The 16,129-nt window shown below is 50.2% G+C and carries 9 protein-coding genes; 4 read left to right on the plus strand and 5 right to left on the minus strand.

Annotated features, from left to right (window positions below; all coding sequences use genetic code 11):
- The first annotated feature begins 70 nt into the window (after positions 1–70).
- Positions 71–940 carry an AraC family transcriptional regulator gene (locus L6H98_RS10580; RefSeq protein WP_236414942.1) on the plus strand — a complete coding sequence of 290 codons (870 nt, stop codon included), beginning with the start codon at positions 71–73 and terminating at the stop codon, positions 938–940.
- A 70-nt stretch (positions 941–1,010) separates the two neighbouring features.
- Here the strand turns inward: L6H98_RS10580 and L6H98_RS10585 are convergent, their stop codons facing one another.
- Entirely contained in the window at positions 1,011–1,871 is an 861-nt protein-coding gene (locus tag L6H98_RS10585; protein ID WP_236414943.1) for an AraC family transcriptional regulator, read from the minus strand.
- A 76-nt stretch (positions 1,872–1,947) separates the two neighbouring features.
- Here L6H98_RS10585 and L6H98_RS10590 point away from each other — a divergent pair, with 76 nt between their 5' ends.
- From L6H98_RS10590 to L6H98_RS10600, 3 genes are all read left to right on the plus strand, one after another.
- A complete protein-coding gene (locus L6H98_RS10590; protein WP_236414944.1) occupies positions 1,948–2,604 on the plus strand; it encodes a hypothetical protein in 657 nt (218 codons plus the stop codon).
- 30 nt (positions 2,605–2,634) lie between these two features.
- Complete coding sequence (locus L6H98_RS10595; RefSeq protein ID WP_236414945.1) at positions 2,635–6,627, plus strand: glycoside hydrolase family 2 TIM barrel-domain containing protein; 3,993 nt, start codon at positions 2,635–2,637, stop codon at positions 6,625–6,627.
- Between the two features lie 76 nt (positions 6,628–6,703).
- Positions 6,704–7,684, plus strand: coding sequence for an alginate lyase family protein (locus L6H98_RS10600; protein ID WP_236414946.1), 981 nt, complete (start codon positions 6,704–6,706; stop codon positions 7,682–7,684).
- Positions 7,685–7,921: 237 nt separating this feature from the next.
- On the opposite strand, the gene L6H98_RS10605 is transcribed toward L6H98_RS10600, so the two are convergent.
- The 4 genes from L6H98_RS10605 to L6H98_RS10620 all read right to left on the minus strand — a co-directional run bounded on the left by L6H98_RS10605 (position 7,922) and on the right by L6H98_RS10620 (position 15,921).
- Positions 7,922–12,436: an Ig-like domain-containing protein gene (locus L6H98_RS10605; RefSeq protein ID WP_236414947.1), complete on the minus strand. Its 4,515-nt coding sequence runs from the start codon at positions 12,434–12,436 to the stop codon at positions 7,922–7,924.
- 51 nt (positions 12,437–12,487) lie between these two features.
- Positions 12,488–13,357, minus strand: a complete 870-nt coding sequence (locus tag L6H98_RS10610; RefSeq protein ID WP_183522861.1) for a carbohydrate ABC transporter permease — start codon at positions 13,355–13,357, stop codon at positions 12,488–12,490.
- 19 nt (positions 13,358–13,376) lie between these two features.
- Positions 13,377–14,276 (minus strand): ABC transporter permease subunit, encoded by a 900-nt coding sequence (locus L6H98_RS10615; RefSeq protein WP_236414948.1) that lies wholly within the window; start codon positions 14,274–14,276, stop codon positions 13,377–13,379.
- An 82-nt stretch (positions 14,277–14,358) separates the two neighbouring features.
- Positions 14,359–15,921 (minus strand): extracellular solute-binding protein, encoded by a 1,563-nt coding sequence (locus L6H98_RS10620; RefSeq protein ID WP_236414950.1) that lies wholly within the window; start codon positions 15,919–15,921, stop codon positions 14,359–14,361.
- Positions 15,922–16,129 lie beyond the last annotated feature (208 nt).

Genomic DNA, 16,129 nt, shown 5'->3' on the forward strand with positions numbered 1-16,129 from the left:
ATTTCGACCATTCGCAATTCAGTCCATGATACAATAGGTGCACCAAGAAGTAATGGAAAGGGCTGGCCTTATGAATTGTCTTGAGCTAACCATCCCCCCACTTCCGCAGTTAGTGACGATCGGTCACTCCATCTGGGATCCGGGGCAGCAGCACCTTAGCCGTTCGTTTAACTTGTATGACATGCTGTTTGTGATGAAGGGTACCTTGTACATGACCGAAGATGATATGCCATTCGAAATCACAGCAGGTTCCTTGCTTGTGCTTGAGCCGAACCGTCTGCATGTCGGGCATCGCCCTTGCGAGGAAGAAACTGAAATATATTGGCTCCACTTGGCCCACCCTGAGCCTGTCCGAACGATGGACAGCGGACAAATTCCATGGTCGACTCCCTTCACGAAAGGCTCCAACCTGGATGTCACTCCGCACCGGCAGGTCATGTATATTCCCAAATTCACAAGCCTGCACACCTCAAGCATTCTTCCCTTCCTGCAGCGAATGATGGAGCTTCACCAAAGCTTGTCGCCCGCAACCTCCTTGCCGCTGCAGGGTCAGCTCGCTGGCTTGTTGACCGAACTGCAGTCAGCTATGCGCCTGCAGTATGCTCCACGTTCGAGAATACTGTGCGATCAAACGATAAGCTATCTCGAAGAGCATATTACCCGTCCCTTCGATGCGAAGCATATGGAAGAAACGCTTCATTTCCATGTGGACTATCTCTCCCGCTGCCTGAAGAAATACACGGGACTGAGTCCACTTCAATACCTGCACGAGCTGCAGATGAGTAAAGCTAAATCTCTTTTGGAAAATACGAGCCTTCCCGTATCCGAGATCGGTGTGTTGATCGGGATCGAGAATGCCAATTATTTTATTCGCTTATTCCGAAAAAAGCTGGGAATGACACCCGGTCAATATCGAAGCACCCGCTTGGGCCGCACATGACAAAAACAGCAGGAACGTAATCGTTCCTGCTGTTTTCTTATGAGTTCCTATTGTTTTCTTATGAAGACGTTTAGACGTATTTCTCCCGATATTCCGTAGGCGTACACAGGTAAATCTTCTTGAACTGGCGGGCGTAATAATTCTGATCCCGGAAGCCGCTCTCCTGAGCCACTTGCAAAATAGACAGGTTAGGATTACGCAGCAGCGCACAGGAATAGTCCAGCCTCCGCCGGATCACATAGTCCATGGGCGTCGTTTGGAAGTTCCTTGCGAATTCGCGAAGAAACTGCCTTTTAGACAAATAAGCCTTTTCCGCGAGCATATCCAGATTGAGAGGCTCCTGAAAGTGTTCCTCCAAGTACGTAATGGACTCGGCGATTCGCAGCGCTTTGTTCTGAGGCCACCCGTTGTTCGCCACATAATAACGGGAGAGCACACCCATGAGTGCCGTAAAATAGGAGCGGATCAGCATTCGGTAACCTTCTGGCCGCTGATCATGCTCACTCAGAATGACATCAAGCAGACCGGTGACCTGCCGCAGCTGTTCATCATTCAGGGTAAGCATCCCTTTGAAGTTCATTTCCTTCCGGTAGAACGGCTCGAAATAAAATAATGCCTGGAAGCCAGCCATCAGCTTCAGTTCCTGCAGCTGAGTCATCTGGTCAGGATGAAACATGACGTTGACGTACTGAATATGATCCACGTCTTTATAGCCGTGGGACACATTGCCATGGATGAAGAACACCTGCCCGGCAGAGATCGGATACTCCCTTCCTTCGATAATGTGAGTTGCGGTACCTCCAAGAATGACAACGAGCTCGGAATAGTCATGGTGGTGGACATCAAAGTCATGCGTTAGAGGGCATTTCTCGATGCGAAAAATAAAATCCGTTTCCAGCCCCAGGTCCAGATAATGGCTTTTTCTATTCATGTCGCTATTATGCTAAAGAAGGTCACTATCGTCAAGGAATCCTGAAGTAAATTACAGTAACATGGGGATAAAAGACATGAAACTGAGGTGGCTTATGTACCGCTATCATTTCCGTGCGCAGTGCTGCGAGAATATGAACCTGAAGCAAGTGTTCCGCGAAGCTTTACCCGTACTTCAAACCCGCATGAAGGAACTCAAGGCCCGTCAACTTAGTCTATTCCATTTCGGAACACAGCTGTTTCTTTATTATGAAAGCCCGGCTCAGTCGGTTGATCCTCACGAACTGTTCGCTCACTGCGAAGACGCTTTGGAAACCTGGCCCGGAACGAGCAGTGCTAGAAGGTGGGTACCGATGATCGATATTTTCCACTATCACAAGCCGGTCAGCGAGAAGCAGTGGTTAAGAAAAAACGCTCCAGCCCGGCCTTATGCCAGAATCGCCCATCTCAAGCCGGATCAAGTCGCCAGTTATGTCTTTTACCATTACCAATACCAGGAGGAGAAGCCGGGGGATGGCGATAAGTACGGGATGATTGCCCTGCATGAAAATCTGATGTTCTTCTACTCGGAAGATCCGGCAACCATCGAGAAGCCGTCCTATTCAGGGAAGCTCTCCACATCCCATACGCCATCCGACTGGGCGGGAACGATGGAGCCCCACTTTATACCCTGGGATTCGTCCGATGGGAGCTCCCGGATCTGGCTGGAAATTCCGCTCGTGATCCGGGCATAACGAATGTCAAACGAAAGGAGCATTCTTATCATGCGAACTGAATACTGCTTAAACGGTGAATGGAATTTTATGCCCTTGTACAAGCGGGACACTGGCTTCGGCCTTCCTGCAGAGCTGGTTTACGAAGAGCAGAAGGTTCAAGTTCCCTCCAGCTGGAGAAGCTCCTACGAAAGGCCTCCGGGAAAGAACTTCGGGATCATTCCTGAATACGAATATGCGCCTTATGATGTATTTCGATATCCGAAGGAGTGGGCGCACGCCGAAGCGGGAGTTCTTCACCGGTCATTCCGGGTGCCTTCGGCCATGTATGAACCAGGGACACGGATCTTCCTCCGTATGGACGGGATCATGCAAAAGGCTGCCGTGTATCTCGACCATCATCTCGTAGCCATGTGGGAGGATGGTTACCTGCCTCTTTTTGTGGAAATTACCGAACTGGTCAGAAAGGATACGGAGCACGAACTTCATGTAGTCTGCGGCAGTTTTGACAAGGTCGAGATTCCTTCTGGTCAACAAAAAATCACGGGCCTTGCAGGCTCGTGGTTCGGTTCGATTGCCAGAGGGATATGGCAGGACGTATATCTGGAAAGTCGGCCCGAGATTTCGCTTGCGGATGTAACAATCCGAACGTCGGTACGGGAGAATCGGCTGGACGTAGATGCTGCGGTAATCCATCCCTTGGCTTCCTCCTTGAAGACATCCCACAAGGCTATTCTTCATGTGCGCGAAAACGGTGATTCGGCGTCCTCCCCCATTCTTCAGGCTGAAGCTGATGTGTTAGCCGTGAGCGGCCAAGGGGATTCAAGCCGGCTCACGTTCCGACTGGATTGGGAGGACGCCAAGTACTGGAATCCGGAGCAGCCTTTCTTGTACAGCTTGGAGCTTTTGCTTCTGGACGGTGAGCGGGTTATCGCCCGGGTGGAACAGCCATTCGGCTTCCGTGAGATCTGGACCGAGGGTCCGCAGTTTATCCTTAACGGTACGCCCATGAACTTGCGCGGTGACTCCTGGCATTTCCAGGGTGCCATCCAACAAACGCAGGAGTACGTACGCAACTGGTATGGCATGTGCAAGGAGGCAGGAGTTAACTGTGTTCGTCTGCATGCCGCGCCTCATCCGACCTATTATCTGGATATCGCCGATGAGATGGGCATGCTGATTGTGGATGAAACGGCCATCTACGGTTCGAGCAAATCCATGCCTGCGGATCATCCCGCTTATATCGCGAACTGCACAGCCCATGTCCGCAGACTGGTAGAGCGGGACCGCAATCATCCATCCATTATCCTGTGGAGCTTGCAGAACGAGATGCGCTGGGTGGACGGCCGCGATATATTCAAGCAGCATATGCCTTCCATGATGGACCTCATTCGCGAGTTAGATCCTACCCGCCCGATCATCGCAGAAGGCGATAACCGTCTCCTCCCCAAAGAACTCACGGAGGTGGAGAGCAGGCACTATAACATAGACGGCACCATCGACGCGTGGGATCGGAAGAAGCCTCTCGTGTTCGGCGAGCATGGCGGCTGGTGGTATGTCTGCCCCCAGAACAGCAGCATGTACGTAGGCTTGGCTGCGTATCGAAACACGGATGAATGTATCCGAGGTCTGGCCGAGAAGGAGCGGCTGTTCGTGGAGTATGCGAGGCGGCAAGGCGCTTCGGGAATCTCCACTTTCAACTTCGCCCATTATTTCATGCGGGCCATGCCGGAACGCGATATTGTGCTTCCTCCATCCGCTCCAGATACGCCGGGGCCGAAACCAAAAGTCATTCCGAAATACGCGCTAACGCTGAATAACGGTCTTCTTCCGAAGGAATATCCGCTTTATATGAAGAACCCGTCCTTCCCGATCATGGAAGCCTCTTTCAAGCCCGCTACCATGATACCGGCAGAATACAATCGTTCCTTTTTCGATGATGAGCCGATTTCCAGAAGCTTCGATGTCTATAACGATACGTTCCATTCAAGTAAGACTCGGATTGAATTCGAAGTACGCCAGGAGGACAGACTCCTTCACCAGGAGCTCTTCCTGTTCGACCAAGAACCGGCGGATCATGAGATCGTGACCGTAACCTGGAAGCCTGAGCCTGTTAAGGATGTAACCGCTATACACGTGCATGCCGTAATGTTTCACGATGACAAGCTCGTTCATGAGCTGGATTTGCAGTACAAACTGTATCCCTCACATTATAAAACAACCCCTGTCTCGATAGGCCGACCTGTGGCCTTCATAGGTCGGGACGAAGACTTCGATCGAATAAACGTCCTTGTCCCGGAATGCAGACGAATCCGGCTTGAACAGCTTGGCGAGCTTTCACCCAACCACCTCGTCGTTGCAGGCAGCGGGCTGGAGGATGAGGACGGTCAACTGGAGATGGCGCTCCAAAATTATGTACGAAGGGGCGGGCGTCTTCTGCTGTTGGAGCAGCTCCATCTGTCTCTGGGTCATTTGACAATTTCGCGGCAGGATTTCATCCGCGCCCACGCGGGCAGCTATACCCATCCCATCCTTCAAGGCTTGGACGATGATGATTTGATGTATTGGGACGAAAGGATCCGTGAGGATGGCCCCCCTCCTATCATCCGCGCCGCTTTCGAGAAACCGATCAAGGGCAATTTCAATATGATCTTGGAGTGCAGCGCAGGGGATTTTGGAGATGGTGGGGATCTGTGGTCACCTCTACTGGAATACCGGAACGGCAGCGGCCTCTTCATCGCTAATCAACTGCAGCTCATGGAGCATTTCGACAGCGTCCCTGCGGCCTGCTGCTTGCTGCGCAGCATGCTCGCTTATGCAGGAAACGTCGAAACGATATCGATTCGAACGGGTGCATGGGTTGATTCGGGAGGAACAGCAGAGCATTTCCTGCGGTCCCTTGGTCTTTCCTTCGACGTGCTCAAGAATATCACGAGCAGCCTTCTTGCAACATATCAACTGCTTGTTGTGGAGCCAAACCTCCTGTTGGGTACGGATTCCGTAGCCCGGTTAAATGATTATGTTCGGCATGGCGGTCAACTCGTCATCCTTCCCGCTGCTCCAGGTCATGAAGCCGCCCTGTCTGCTCTATTGAAGCGCCCTGTCTCGATCCTGAAGCATGAAACGTACCACTTGGAGGCGAATTACGATAGGCCTGCGGTCCAAGGATTAAGTCCGGTTGACCTGTTCGGCTTCGACAAGGTTTTTCTCTCGCCCAGAGAAGTTGTTAATCGTCCCTTGGCCTCTTACAGTCTGGATACGACCGATGCAGCGGTACTATGCGCAAGCGTAGAAGGGACAGCGTGGAAGGATTATTTTGTGCATGGGCATACGTCGGAATACAGCAGGCTGGCATTGGTGGAGTTAAACCGGGATCATCAGCATCCTGCCGGGAGTTTTGTACTGCAAGTGGAACAGGAACAAGGATGTATCATTTTATCTCAACTGCTCCTTGAACCGGATTCCGCCAAATCCATACGCTTATACAGCCGACTTTTGGCCAATCTGGGGGCCGCCATAGACGACGGTCTTCTTCACAGCTCCAAAACAGACGCGCACTGGTCCGTTGAAAAGGTCATGGCTCTGCCTTGCAAGCCGTGGATCAATTACGAGGAAATGAAGGCCTATTATACGGATCCGGAATTCTCGCTGAACAATCTAGGCGAGGGGCTCTACGGCTGGATGCTCAAGAAAGAGCGAAGCTCTTCGGACGGTGCCTTTCTTATCCAGGAGCCTGGGGATGAGCGCTGGTTCCTGAGCTGTTTCGTTCATGGTTTGGACCCTTCATGCAATCCAGTCGATGGTACCCTCCGAGGTAAGCTTCAAGTCAACACAGACTGCGAATATGAGATATATCTAAACGGAAGTCATGTTCCCGATCCGGAGAGACATATCGAGCTGCGTGCTGGTATTAATCGTCTGATCGCTATCGTGCAAGGAGCCGGTGAGGACATCCGGTTTGGTATGGTATTTAGGAACTCAGCCGGTTCATATATGAGGCATCTTCAATATCGTCTGACCCTGGATGATGTGGAGCCCAAGTAAGTTTACTTTTCCGTATCTGTTACTGCGACAAGGATATTAATTAATGAATCATTCCATTTCAGAAGAGGTGGGTTCCATGCATATAAAACATCCGACTGCACTTGAAGTTCTTCTTGATCAAGCAAACGAGAGTCTATCTGCGAACAGCCATGCGATTGCCACTTGGGAGATTCCCGGCTTTTACCAGGACACTGAGGGGCACACGCTCGCGAAGCGGCGGATGGAGAAGGATGCCCAAGCGGCCTATACAACTGCACTGGCCTACCGGCTGTCAGGAACAGCTGCTTATGCAAGCAAAGCGAAGGAAATCATCATGTGCTGGGCAGTAGTTAATCGGGAGATTACAGGTGCGGACGGACCATTGGTATCTGCTTATCTGGGGGTTGGACTCATACTTGCGGCGAATGAAATTAAAGAATACGCGGATTGGAGCAAAGAAGAGCAGAGTATTTTCACACAATGGATGACCCAGGTATGTCTGCCGGAGTGGGATCGAATCCCCCTCCGCAACAACTGGTGGAGCTGGAGTCTGTATGCCCAGCTAGCGCTGTATCGTTTTATGGAGGATAAGCTTCGTTTGGCAGAAGAGGTGACCGCTCTCAAAGAACATCTCGACCACTCCCTCTCCATCGAAGGATTCATTCCGGAAGAAGCGTCCAGAGGCAAGCATTCCCTGTGGTATCATTATTTCGCTCTCGCTCCGGTAACGGCCGCCGCCAAGCTCGTCCTGGACACGACGGGAGAGGATTTGTTCCGCTGGGTCTCACCGGGCGGTAAAAGCCTCCAGTATGCCATCGAACAATTCTTCCATTATGTCAACGGGCATCTAAAGGAATGGCCATATGACGATAATCCGATCTTCCCGGCACAGCTATCTGGCAGCACATGGCCCCTTGATCTGGTTGAGGCGATGGCGAACATCTATCAGAATCCGGACTTTGAACGTTTTGTCGCCCCTTACCGTCCGATCACAGGCAATATTAATATCAACAGCGGCCTTTATCATGCTTATGCCTGGATCTATCCCGAGCTGCAATTTCAACGTTATATAAGTTGAACTGATGATTTTTACACGGAGTCACTACGTGGTCAGAACCATCTTCCGATCACTGTTATCCCCAGATTTTTTTGATCCCCTCTTTTCAAAGGGAAAATCCGGTGATAAATGCGACCGCTTCGCTTCTCCAGATTCTTTCTGCCCTCTCCGTTATCGTGTAAATGTCTAGTTCAACCTATATAGCTATAAGAAAAGAAGCCTTTCCGAATATGATCGGAAAGGCTTTTTTTCTGTGGTCTATTCTGTTGTTACAGCCTGCCCGTCCCGAAGCAGGTAGGCTGCTGCTTCCTCCGTAATATGTTTGCCGCTCTGGGCTTGAACCTCATGGAGGAACGCTTCCGTATTCCCATTATCCAGCTTCTTGAGCAGGCTGTTAGCGATCCCGCCATTATCAATCCAGGACTTCTCCCGAAAGAGGGTTACCAGCGCTTTCAGTGAGCTGATGTCTGCATAAGTGGAGAACGTCACAACCGCTTCCTGTTCATTCCCCGCTTCGTCTGTGGCAGTTACTGTGAAGGTGTGAGCTCCCAGGGGCAGCGTATAGAAAAGCACCGCCGCTCCCTGCTCGATCTGATGATCATCGAGCCTTGCTGTACTCTTCAATTCATTAACCCCGGACACCTCATCGACAGCTGTCCATGACAGATTCAGGGACTCTGCGCTTGTATAATCTCTAGCTAACGGCTCTGCCACCGAAATCATGGGTGCCGAAGCATCCAGATTAAACTCCAGCGATTTCGCTTCCTCCGCGTTTCCGGATGAATCCAGTGAACGGTATAGAATAGAATAACGGCCATCCTGACTGAAGGTCAGGGAGTCCTGATAGGCCAGCCAGGTATCCCCTCCATCCAGACTATATTCTGTCGATGCGGATGCAGAAGAGTATTCAGAAGAATGCAAGACAAGGGTTACAGGCTGTGTATACCATCCATTCATGCCGTCCGGTTCTGCCGGACTCATGACGGCCGTGGTCTCTGGAGCAGTCCGATCGGTATCGATCAGGGAAAACTGGATGTCATCGAACCACATTTCGCTGAACCCGCCTACATAGAAACCTACCGTTCCAGATGGATTGTGCTTGGTATCCGACCCTTCAAGTCTAAGTTCCCCGTTTACGTACACGCGGATGTCGGCACCTTCGACCCGGATGCGGATGGTGTACTCGGTATTAGGCTGCAGGTCCTCTTCAGGCAGATTCGTCGTTTTCAGAGCTGTCCATGCTCCATTATAAAGAATCCATTGTGAAGTGCCGTCCGCCAGCTTCTTGTATGCAATTTTCCCGGATGTGCTGGAGACGGAACGATCATATACATATAGAGTTCCCGTATCCGGCATGACCGCCGGCGTCTTCAGCTTGAAGGTAAGGTCATAGTCGGTATATGTCTTCGGATGAAGGGCCGAGGCGCCTTTGAGAATTTTATACTTTTTGTTGCCATCCACAGTTACGATACTGCGGTTCGGGTCCACCGGCCATCCGTTCGCTCCCGAATCGAAATCCGTAAAGTGCATCACATCCGATACCTGAATGCGTACGGATGCTGATGCTTCCGGGTTGGCGACTGATGTGACGGTGATATCTGCCTCGCCTTCCGCCAATGCGGTTACCAAGCCATGTTCATCCACAGCGGCAATTCCCGGTTGGGTGGTATGAAAGATGACCTCCTTATTCTCGGCATCAAGCGGGTCAAATTGAAATTGCAGCTGCTTTTGTTCCCCCTTGACCATGTTGACATGGCTCTCACCCAGCAGCAAACCGGATACTTCCCTGCTTGGAACGGTAAATTTGATGTCATCAAACAGGAGCTCACTGAAACCGCCGGCATAAAACCCAACCTGGCCGGACGCATTGAATGTCGAATCACTTGCCTTCAGCTTCAGTTTGTTATCCACATAAACACTGATCTCCGGACCCTTAACGATAACTTTCATGTGATAGACCGTATTCGGCTGCAGATCAGGTGCAGGCAGCGTATTCTGCTTCACTGCAGCCCAGGCCGCATTATACAAGAGCCAGGCAGATGTTCCGTTTGCATACTTCCGGTAACCAATTCTGCCGCCGCTTCCGCCAGAGTTCAGCCGGTCAAACACATAGAATGTGGCATCATCTGCAATGACTTTTGGCGTCTTCAACTTAAAACTCAGCTCATAATGGTTAAATTCGTTCTCGTTTAGCGTTGTTGCTCCTTTAACGAGCTTATACATATGGTTGCCGCCTTCCACCTCGACAATGCTCCGGTTCGGGTCTGTCGGCCAGCTGTTTCTCCCGTTTTCGAAATCGGTATAATCGATAATGCCATCCCCAACTTCAACAGTAACCTGAACCTCATCCTTTAAGGCCGGGTTGTCAGCAGAAACGGCTGTAATCGTGGCATTCCCTATGCTAACACCCTTCAGCTTGCCGCCTTGATCCACCTTAACAATCGAAGGGTCGCTCGACGTGTACTGAATAGCGGGGTTCGTTGCGTTCCAGGGAATGACTGCGGAATACAGAGCGAATGACTTCCCAATCCCGATGGTTACGCTTTCGTCATACAATTGGATCCGATCCACAGCAATGTGATCCGGAGCCAGATATGGACCGACTTTTCCCTGGACTCCCATCTCGCTGAAAGGGATGGCCGGGAAGCCAGGGATCTTTTGGAACACTTCCGCATCCGGCTTCAAATTCAAATCCCCGTTCGCCAAATTAACGAAGCCGGGATCATGATCCGTAATCCAGTTGTTCGCATACTGGAGCAGGTTTCGTTTGTCATTTGCTCCCTGATTATTCGTGCCGCTTAATTTCCTCGTCGGGTTATAGATCACATTGTTCTGAAACGTGTTGGTATCCGGATAATACCGGTTCTCCGTGAAGAAATCCGCCAGTTCCGGATATTTCTCCATATGCGGCGTGCCTTCGAAATGGTTGTTCTTTTCAAACAACGCCTTCCATTTGGGCATATAGTTTTTGGATATTTGCTGGTCCGGTTGATCGCCAAGATACATGTCCGAATATTCATACGGTACCTTTGCATCAATAAAAAGATTGTTCCGGGTTTTGATATGGGCACCGCCGTTATTGAGAATGGCATCGTTACCCATGCCGTTAAATATGTTCTCTTCAATGGTAATGCCCATCGTAAAGTTATCCGGATATACCCCTTGAACCCCTGCTTTGCCTTCCCCGATATTGTGGAAATAATTCCTGCGGATTACCGATCCCCTTTCCTGAGGCGACTCGCCCAGATTCATATAGATGGCACCGAGATCCGAGAAGGTTTTGCAGACGTCATAAATGTTGTTGTATTCCACGAGATGGTCATTGCCAAAGATCAGCATTCCCGGATGGGGAGCGTCATGAATTTCGTTGTGGGAAACCTTGTTCCCCGCACCGGTCAGGAAGATACTGGGATTATAGGCTTTATGGTAGTAAGCAAAATCATGGATATGGCTGTTCTCCACGACATTGTTTCCTGGCTCAAGCGTCTTCTTATCTCCCCCATTCAGAATCACCCCGGTCCCGCCGATGTGATGAATATGGGAGCTGATCACCGCATGATTCACTCCGTCCACTTTGGCAAAGTCGTTATACAACCAGCGGCTCTGCGTATTAATCAGTACGCCCCCATTGGAGAAATTACGTATTTCGCAGTGCTCCAATCGGACGCTGTCACCGCCCATAATAACTGCTGCGGAGTCCCGGCCATTCTCCAGGATCAGGTCCTCAAAGGTCACATGCGAAAGATTATTCGCGTTAATCATCGGTGTTTTAAGCATTGTAACCATGATCTCAGGATGATCACTTTCAAAGGCAGCCGTAGGCATGAAGTAGAGTTTGCCCTGCTTCCGGTCAATATAATATTCACCTGGCATATCGATCTCCTCAAGCAGGTTCTGGGCAAAATGGAAGTCCGGGTACCAGTTGGTAAACAGACCGCTCATCTCTCCGTATGCCAAGGTAATCGTCTTGTTGCTTGTATCGATGGATGCCACTTTATTGTACGACCATTCCCAGCTGTAACCGAATATGCCATCCAACCAGATGTCATCCGCTTCCTCCCAGAGATCAGGCCTTTCGTAATTGTAGGTAAAGGTCCCGCCGCGTGTCTGCAAATCCGGATCATTGCGGGTAGGTCCGGGATCCGTGATGGTGCCCATCTGGACCGTTCCATTGTTGGGCCAGCGGGCAAGGGTCATGCCTTGACCTTCAACATACAGCTCCATCGGAGGAACCTGACTGACGTCATTGGCTTTGTAATACCCATGCCGGCTCATTACACCGTAATCGGTGATGCCTTGAGCTTTCAGGTCTACCTGAAGAACCTTCGTTCTGGCATCCGCACTGATGATTCGGTCCAGGACATTCGTGTCCGTTACCGGAGAGAACCAGCTTTTCTGAAGTTCCAGACCACCGTTTAATCGCACGCTTTCTCCTGGATAAGCTTTATAGGTTATCCGCTTATTCTCCGTACCGGAATCCTGTTCCTCCAGCAGAAAGCTTTCGCTTCTATTGTAGGTGCCGCCCCTTAAATAGACCGTCACACCGCCTTCAGGCAGCCCGGAACCCGTCTTCAATTGCCGGATTGCGTCCCTTGCCTTCTCAAGTGTGCGAAATGGAGCAGCTTCTGTTCCCGGATTCGAATCATCGCCATCATTGGAAATATAAAAGACAGCACCAGGGTCCACCGCATCTTCCGCATTTGCTCCCGTAACCGGCAGACACCCCACCAACAACACCAGGATTAATGCAATAATGATCCGTCTCCTCATCATCTTCGGAAATACCTCCCTTATAAGATCAATCAGATAAAATGCGCACGATCACTACCCTTTTACAGACCCAATCATGGTGCCTTTTTCGAAATATCGAAGCAGGAAAGGATACATAACAATTACCGGCAAGGAGCTGACAATGACAGCCGCCATTTTCAAGCTCTCCGGCGCAGGCGGTGTTGCAAGCGTCGCCGTAGTAAACGGGTCGAGTTTGCTCTCGATGAGGATCTGGCGGACAACCTGCTGCAGCACGAATTTGGATGAATCGGTGACGTAAAGCAGGTTATCCATAAACGCATTAATGTGGTAAACCAGATTCCAGAGCCCGATCGTCACAAGAGATGGAATGGACAGCGGGAGCAGGATACGGAACAGAATTCGCAAGTCCCTTGCCCCGTCGATACGAGCTGCTTCGATCAGCGCATCCGGAACTGAGCGGAAAAACGAGATCATCACAAGCACATGAAAAGCATTGGCAGCGGATGGCAGCACATAGACCCAGTGTGTGTTAAGCAGATGCAGTTCTTTGATTAATAGATATTGCGGGACAATCCCGCCATCGAAGATCATCGTGAACAACAGCAGCATGATCAGCAGCCGCTTCATGGGCAGATCAGGACGGGAGAGCGGATAAGCGGCGCAGACGGTAACGAGAAGTGTTAAGGTCGTGCCTACGACCATCCGAAACAGCGTATTCGCATATCCTGACCAGATTAAAGGATAGTCCAGCAGCCCGCGGTATGCTTCCCACTCGAAATCCCGAGGATAAAAATGAAATCCGCTTCGAAGTGCTTCTCCCCTACCGCTGAAGGAGACGGACAGGACATGAATGAACGGGTACACAACGATGAGTGCCAGGATGGACAAAATAAGGTAGATCATGGCAGGTGCAATGAGCTCTTGCCATCTTTTTATTTTCATGACTGTCTTCCTCCTGCCTTTACCATAGACCGCTCTCGCCGCGGCTCAATTTTCGCACGGTCAGATTAGCCCCCAGAATCAGCAGGAGCCCCACCAGCGATTTAAACAAGCCAATGGCCGCCGTGTAGCTGTACTGAAACTGCTGCAGACCTACCCGGTAGACATAAGTATCGATGACGTCACCCGTTTCGTAATTGACCGGGTTTAACAGATTGATGATTTGTTCGAAGTTTGCGCTTAGGAAACCACCAAGACTCAGAATGAACATAATAGCGACCGTGGGCATAATGGAGGGGATATTAATTCGAATGATTCGCTGCCACCGATTGGCTCCGTCAATGACGGCCGATTCATGCAGCTCCGGGTTGATCGCCGCCAAAGCAGCAAAGTAGATAATCGAGCCCCACCCGATATCCTTAAGAATCGAAGAGATGACTACAATCGGACGGAAATATTCCTTCTTTCCCATATAAAAGACAGGTTCCCCTCCAAACCATTTCACAATTTCCCCTACAACGCCGGACGTTGGAGAGAGAAAATAAATAATCAGCCCGGACATGACGACCCACGATACAAAATGAGGCAAGTACATGGTCGTCTGGATAAACCGCTGGAAATACCTTGACCTCACCTCGTTAAGCAAAATCGCCAGTATGATTGGTGCGGGAAAAGCAAAGATCATCTGATACAAATTCAGGAGCAGGGTATTTTTAAGTAATCGATAAAAATCCCCATTCTGAAATAATTCCTGAAAATGGCGGAATCCGACCCACGGACTTCCCCATATCCCGTCGACGACCCGGAAATCCTTGAAGGCAATGACCACTCCATATAAAGGGCCGTATTTAAATACGACGAAGAATGCGAAGGCGAATAGAAATAATAAAAGCAGTTCTCCGTGTTTTTTTATCGTTTTCATGGCGCACTTCCTTGTAAACCGAACCGCCAGCCCTCCCGCAAGGGATGATTAAGCCCTCACGGGTGGCTGGGCCAAGTCAGGGTTATTTTTTGAATTGTGCTTGGTACATTTCATTGGCTTCCTTCGTTAATTCATCGCCGCCTTTTGCCTTCCATTCCGTTACGAATGTATCAAAATCAGTCAGAGGAATTTCACCGCTGATGATTTGTGCAAAATATTTTTGCATGAGTGACGTCAATTCCTGTTTGTATTTTCCGTCCGAAGGCAGCACAGAGAATAACAGCGCATCGGTCCATCTTGGAGCAGATGAATACGTTTTGACCGCCTCATTCAGCTTCGGATCGGAATATTTGTCCCGATAAGCCTGGGTGGTAATGTTACCAAAAGAGAACAGACGGATTCCCAGTTGATCCCGCTGCTCCTGCTTATCGAATCCAGGCAGGAATGTAGTCGCCCCCGAGGTAGCACCGTTCTCAGCAAAATCCCATTGCTCCCCCTTTACCCCAAGGCTGGTCATATTGATGGTCTCTTCATCACTGCTCTGTGCCCGTAGAATTTCGAACAGCTTCTCGAGCTTCTCAGGCTGATCCTTTACTTTGCTGCCGATAACCAGGAAATTGCTCTTGATTCCCCAATCCCATGAGCCCTCACCGCCAGGTCCCTTCGGATTTTTGGAAAATGCCATCTTGGCATCCGGATTTAGTGCCAGCATTTCCTTGACTGTTGCCGATTCCGGCAGAGCGCCTTTGCTGATCTGCTCTTCAATGACGCCGATCCGGTTGTTATACAGTTTCTTACGATATGAATCCTGTGTATCTGTAATAAATTCCGGATCGATGACACCATCCGCATACCATTTGCGCAGCTTCGCCAAGGCTTCCTTGGTCTCAGGCATGATCGATCCGTTTACAATCTGACCATCCCTCTCCATCCACATGGTCGGCTCCACACCGAATGCCCCGAAGATGGAATAGAATCCGGATGACCACGTGGACGTAGCCGTTCCTGTCAACCCGTACGTATCCTTCACACCGTTACCGTCCGGATCCTTTTGTGCAAAGGCATAAACGGCTTCCTCGAATTCATCCAACGTCTCCGGGACTTTCTGAATGCCGACCTGATCCAGCCAGTCCTTACGCCACAACATCCCCAGATCGTAAGGCTTCAAATCGATAAACATCGGGATAGCCCACAGCTCGTTATTGACGGTAACGGTCTGAAAAAGCTCTTTCTTTTTCTCAATATCCGCGTAATATTCAGGCATTTTCTCCTTCAACATGTTCTGATCAATGCTCATTAACACGCCCTGATTTTGGTAAGCGATTACATTAGAAGGATCACCGAGCATGAATATGTCCGGTATTTCCCCGGAAGCGATACTGGCGTCCGTTACCTTCACGGGTTTGATCTTTACATTAAACTTCTGCTCCAGCCACTTCTGGACCTCCGAGTCATTGACAACTCCATCTGCGGCAAAATGAATGCCCCAGGAGATTTCGATCGGATTGGAGTTTGCTCCCGGCGTTTCTCCTGCATTTGGACTCGGGCTTGAGGTGTTCGTCTCGGAAGTGCATCCGCTAAGCAAGCTTGTCGCCAAACTTACAGCCAACAAGATAACGCTTACAATTTTGATTCTTTTACGCAAAAGAACCTACCCCCTGTTGTTGGATTGGTTTTGGATTCGAGAATCCCGCATCCTGCATAACGACCCGGCCGGGTATTGGAAACGGTTTTTACATACTTAAAATTTAAGCTTTAACCCTTCCGGCGCACAATCCTCTCATTCCATTTTTTTTATGTTTTTGGCTTCAGAAGCCGCGTAGAGCCACTGACGTTATTCCGTTTTTTGTATG

This window comes from Paenibacillus sp. JJ-223 (genome assembly GCF_927798175.1).
Classification (GTDB): domain Bacteria; phylum Bacillota; class Bacilli; order Paenibacillales; family Paenibacillaceae; genus Paenibacillus; species Paenibacillus hubeiensis.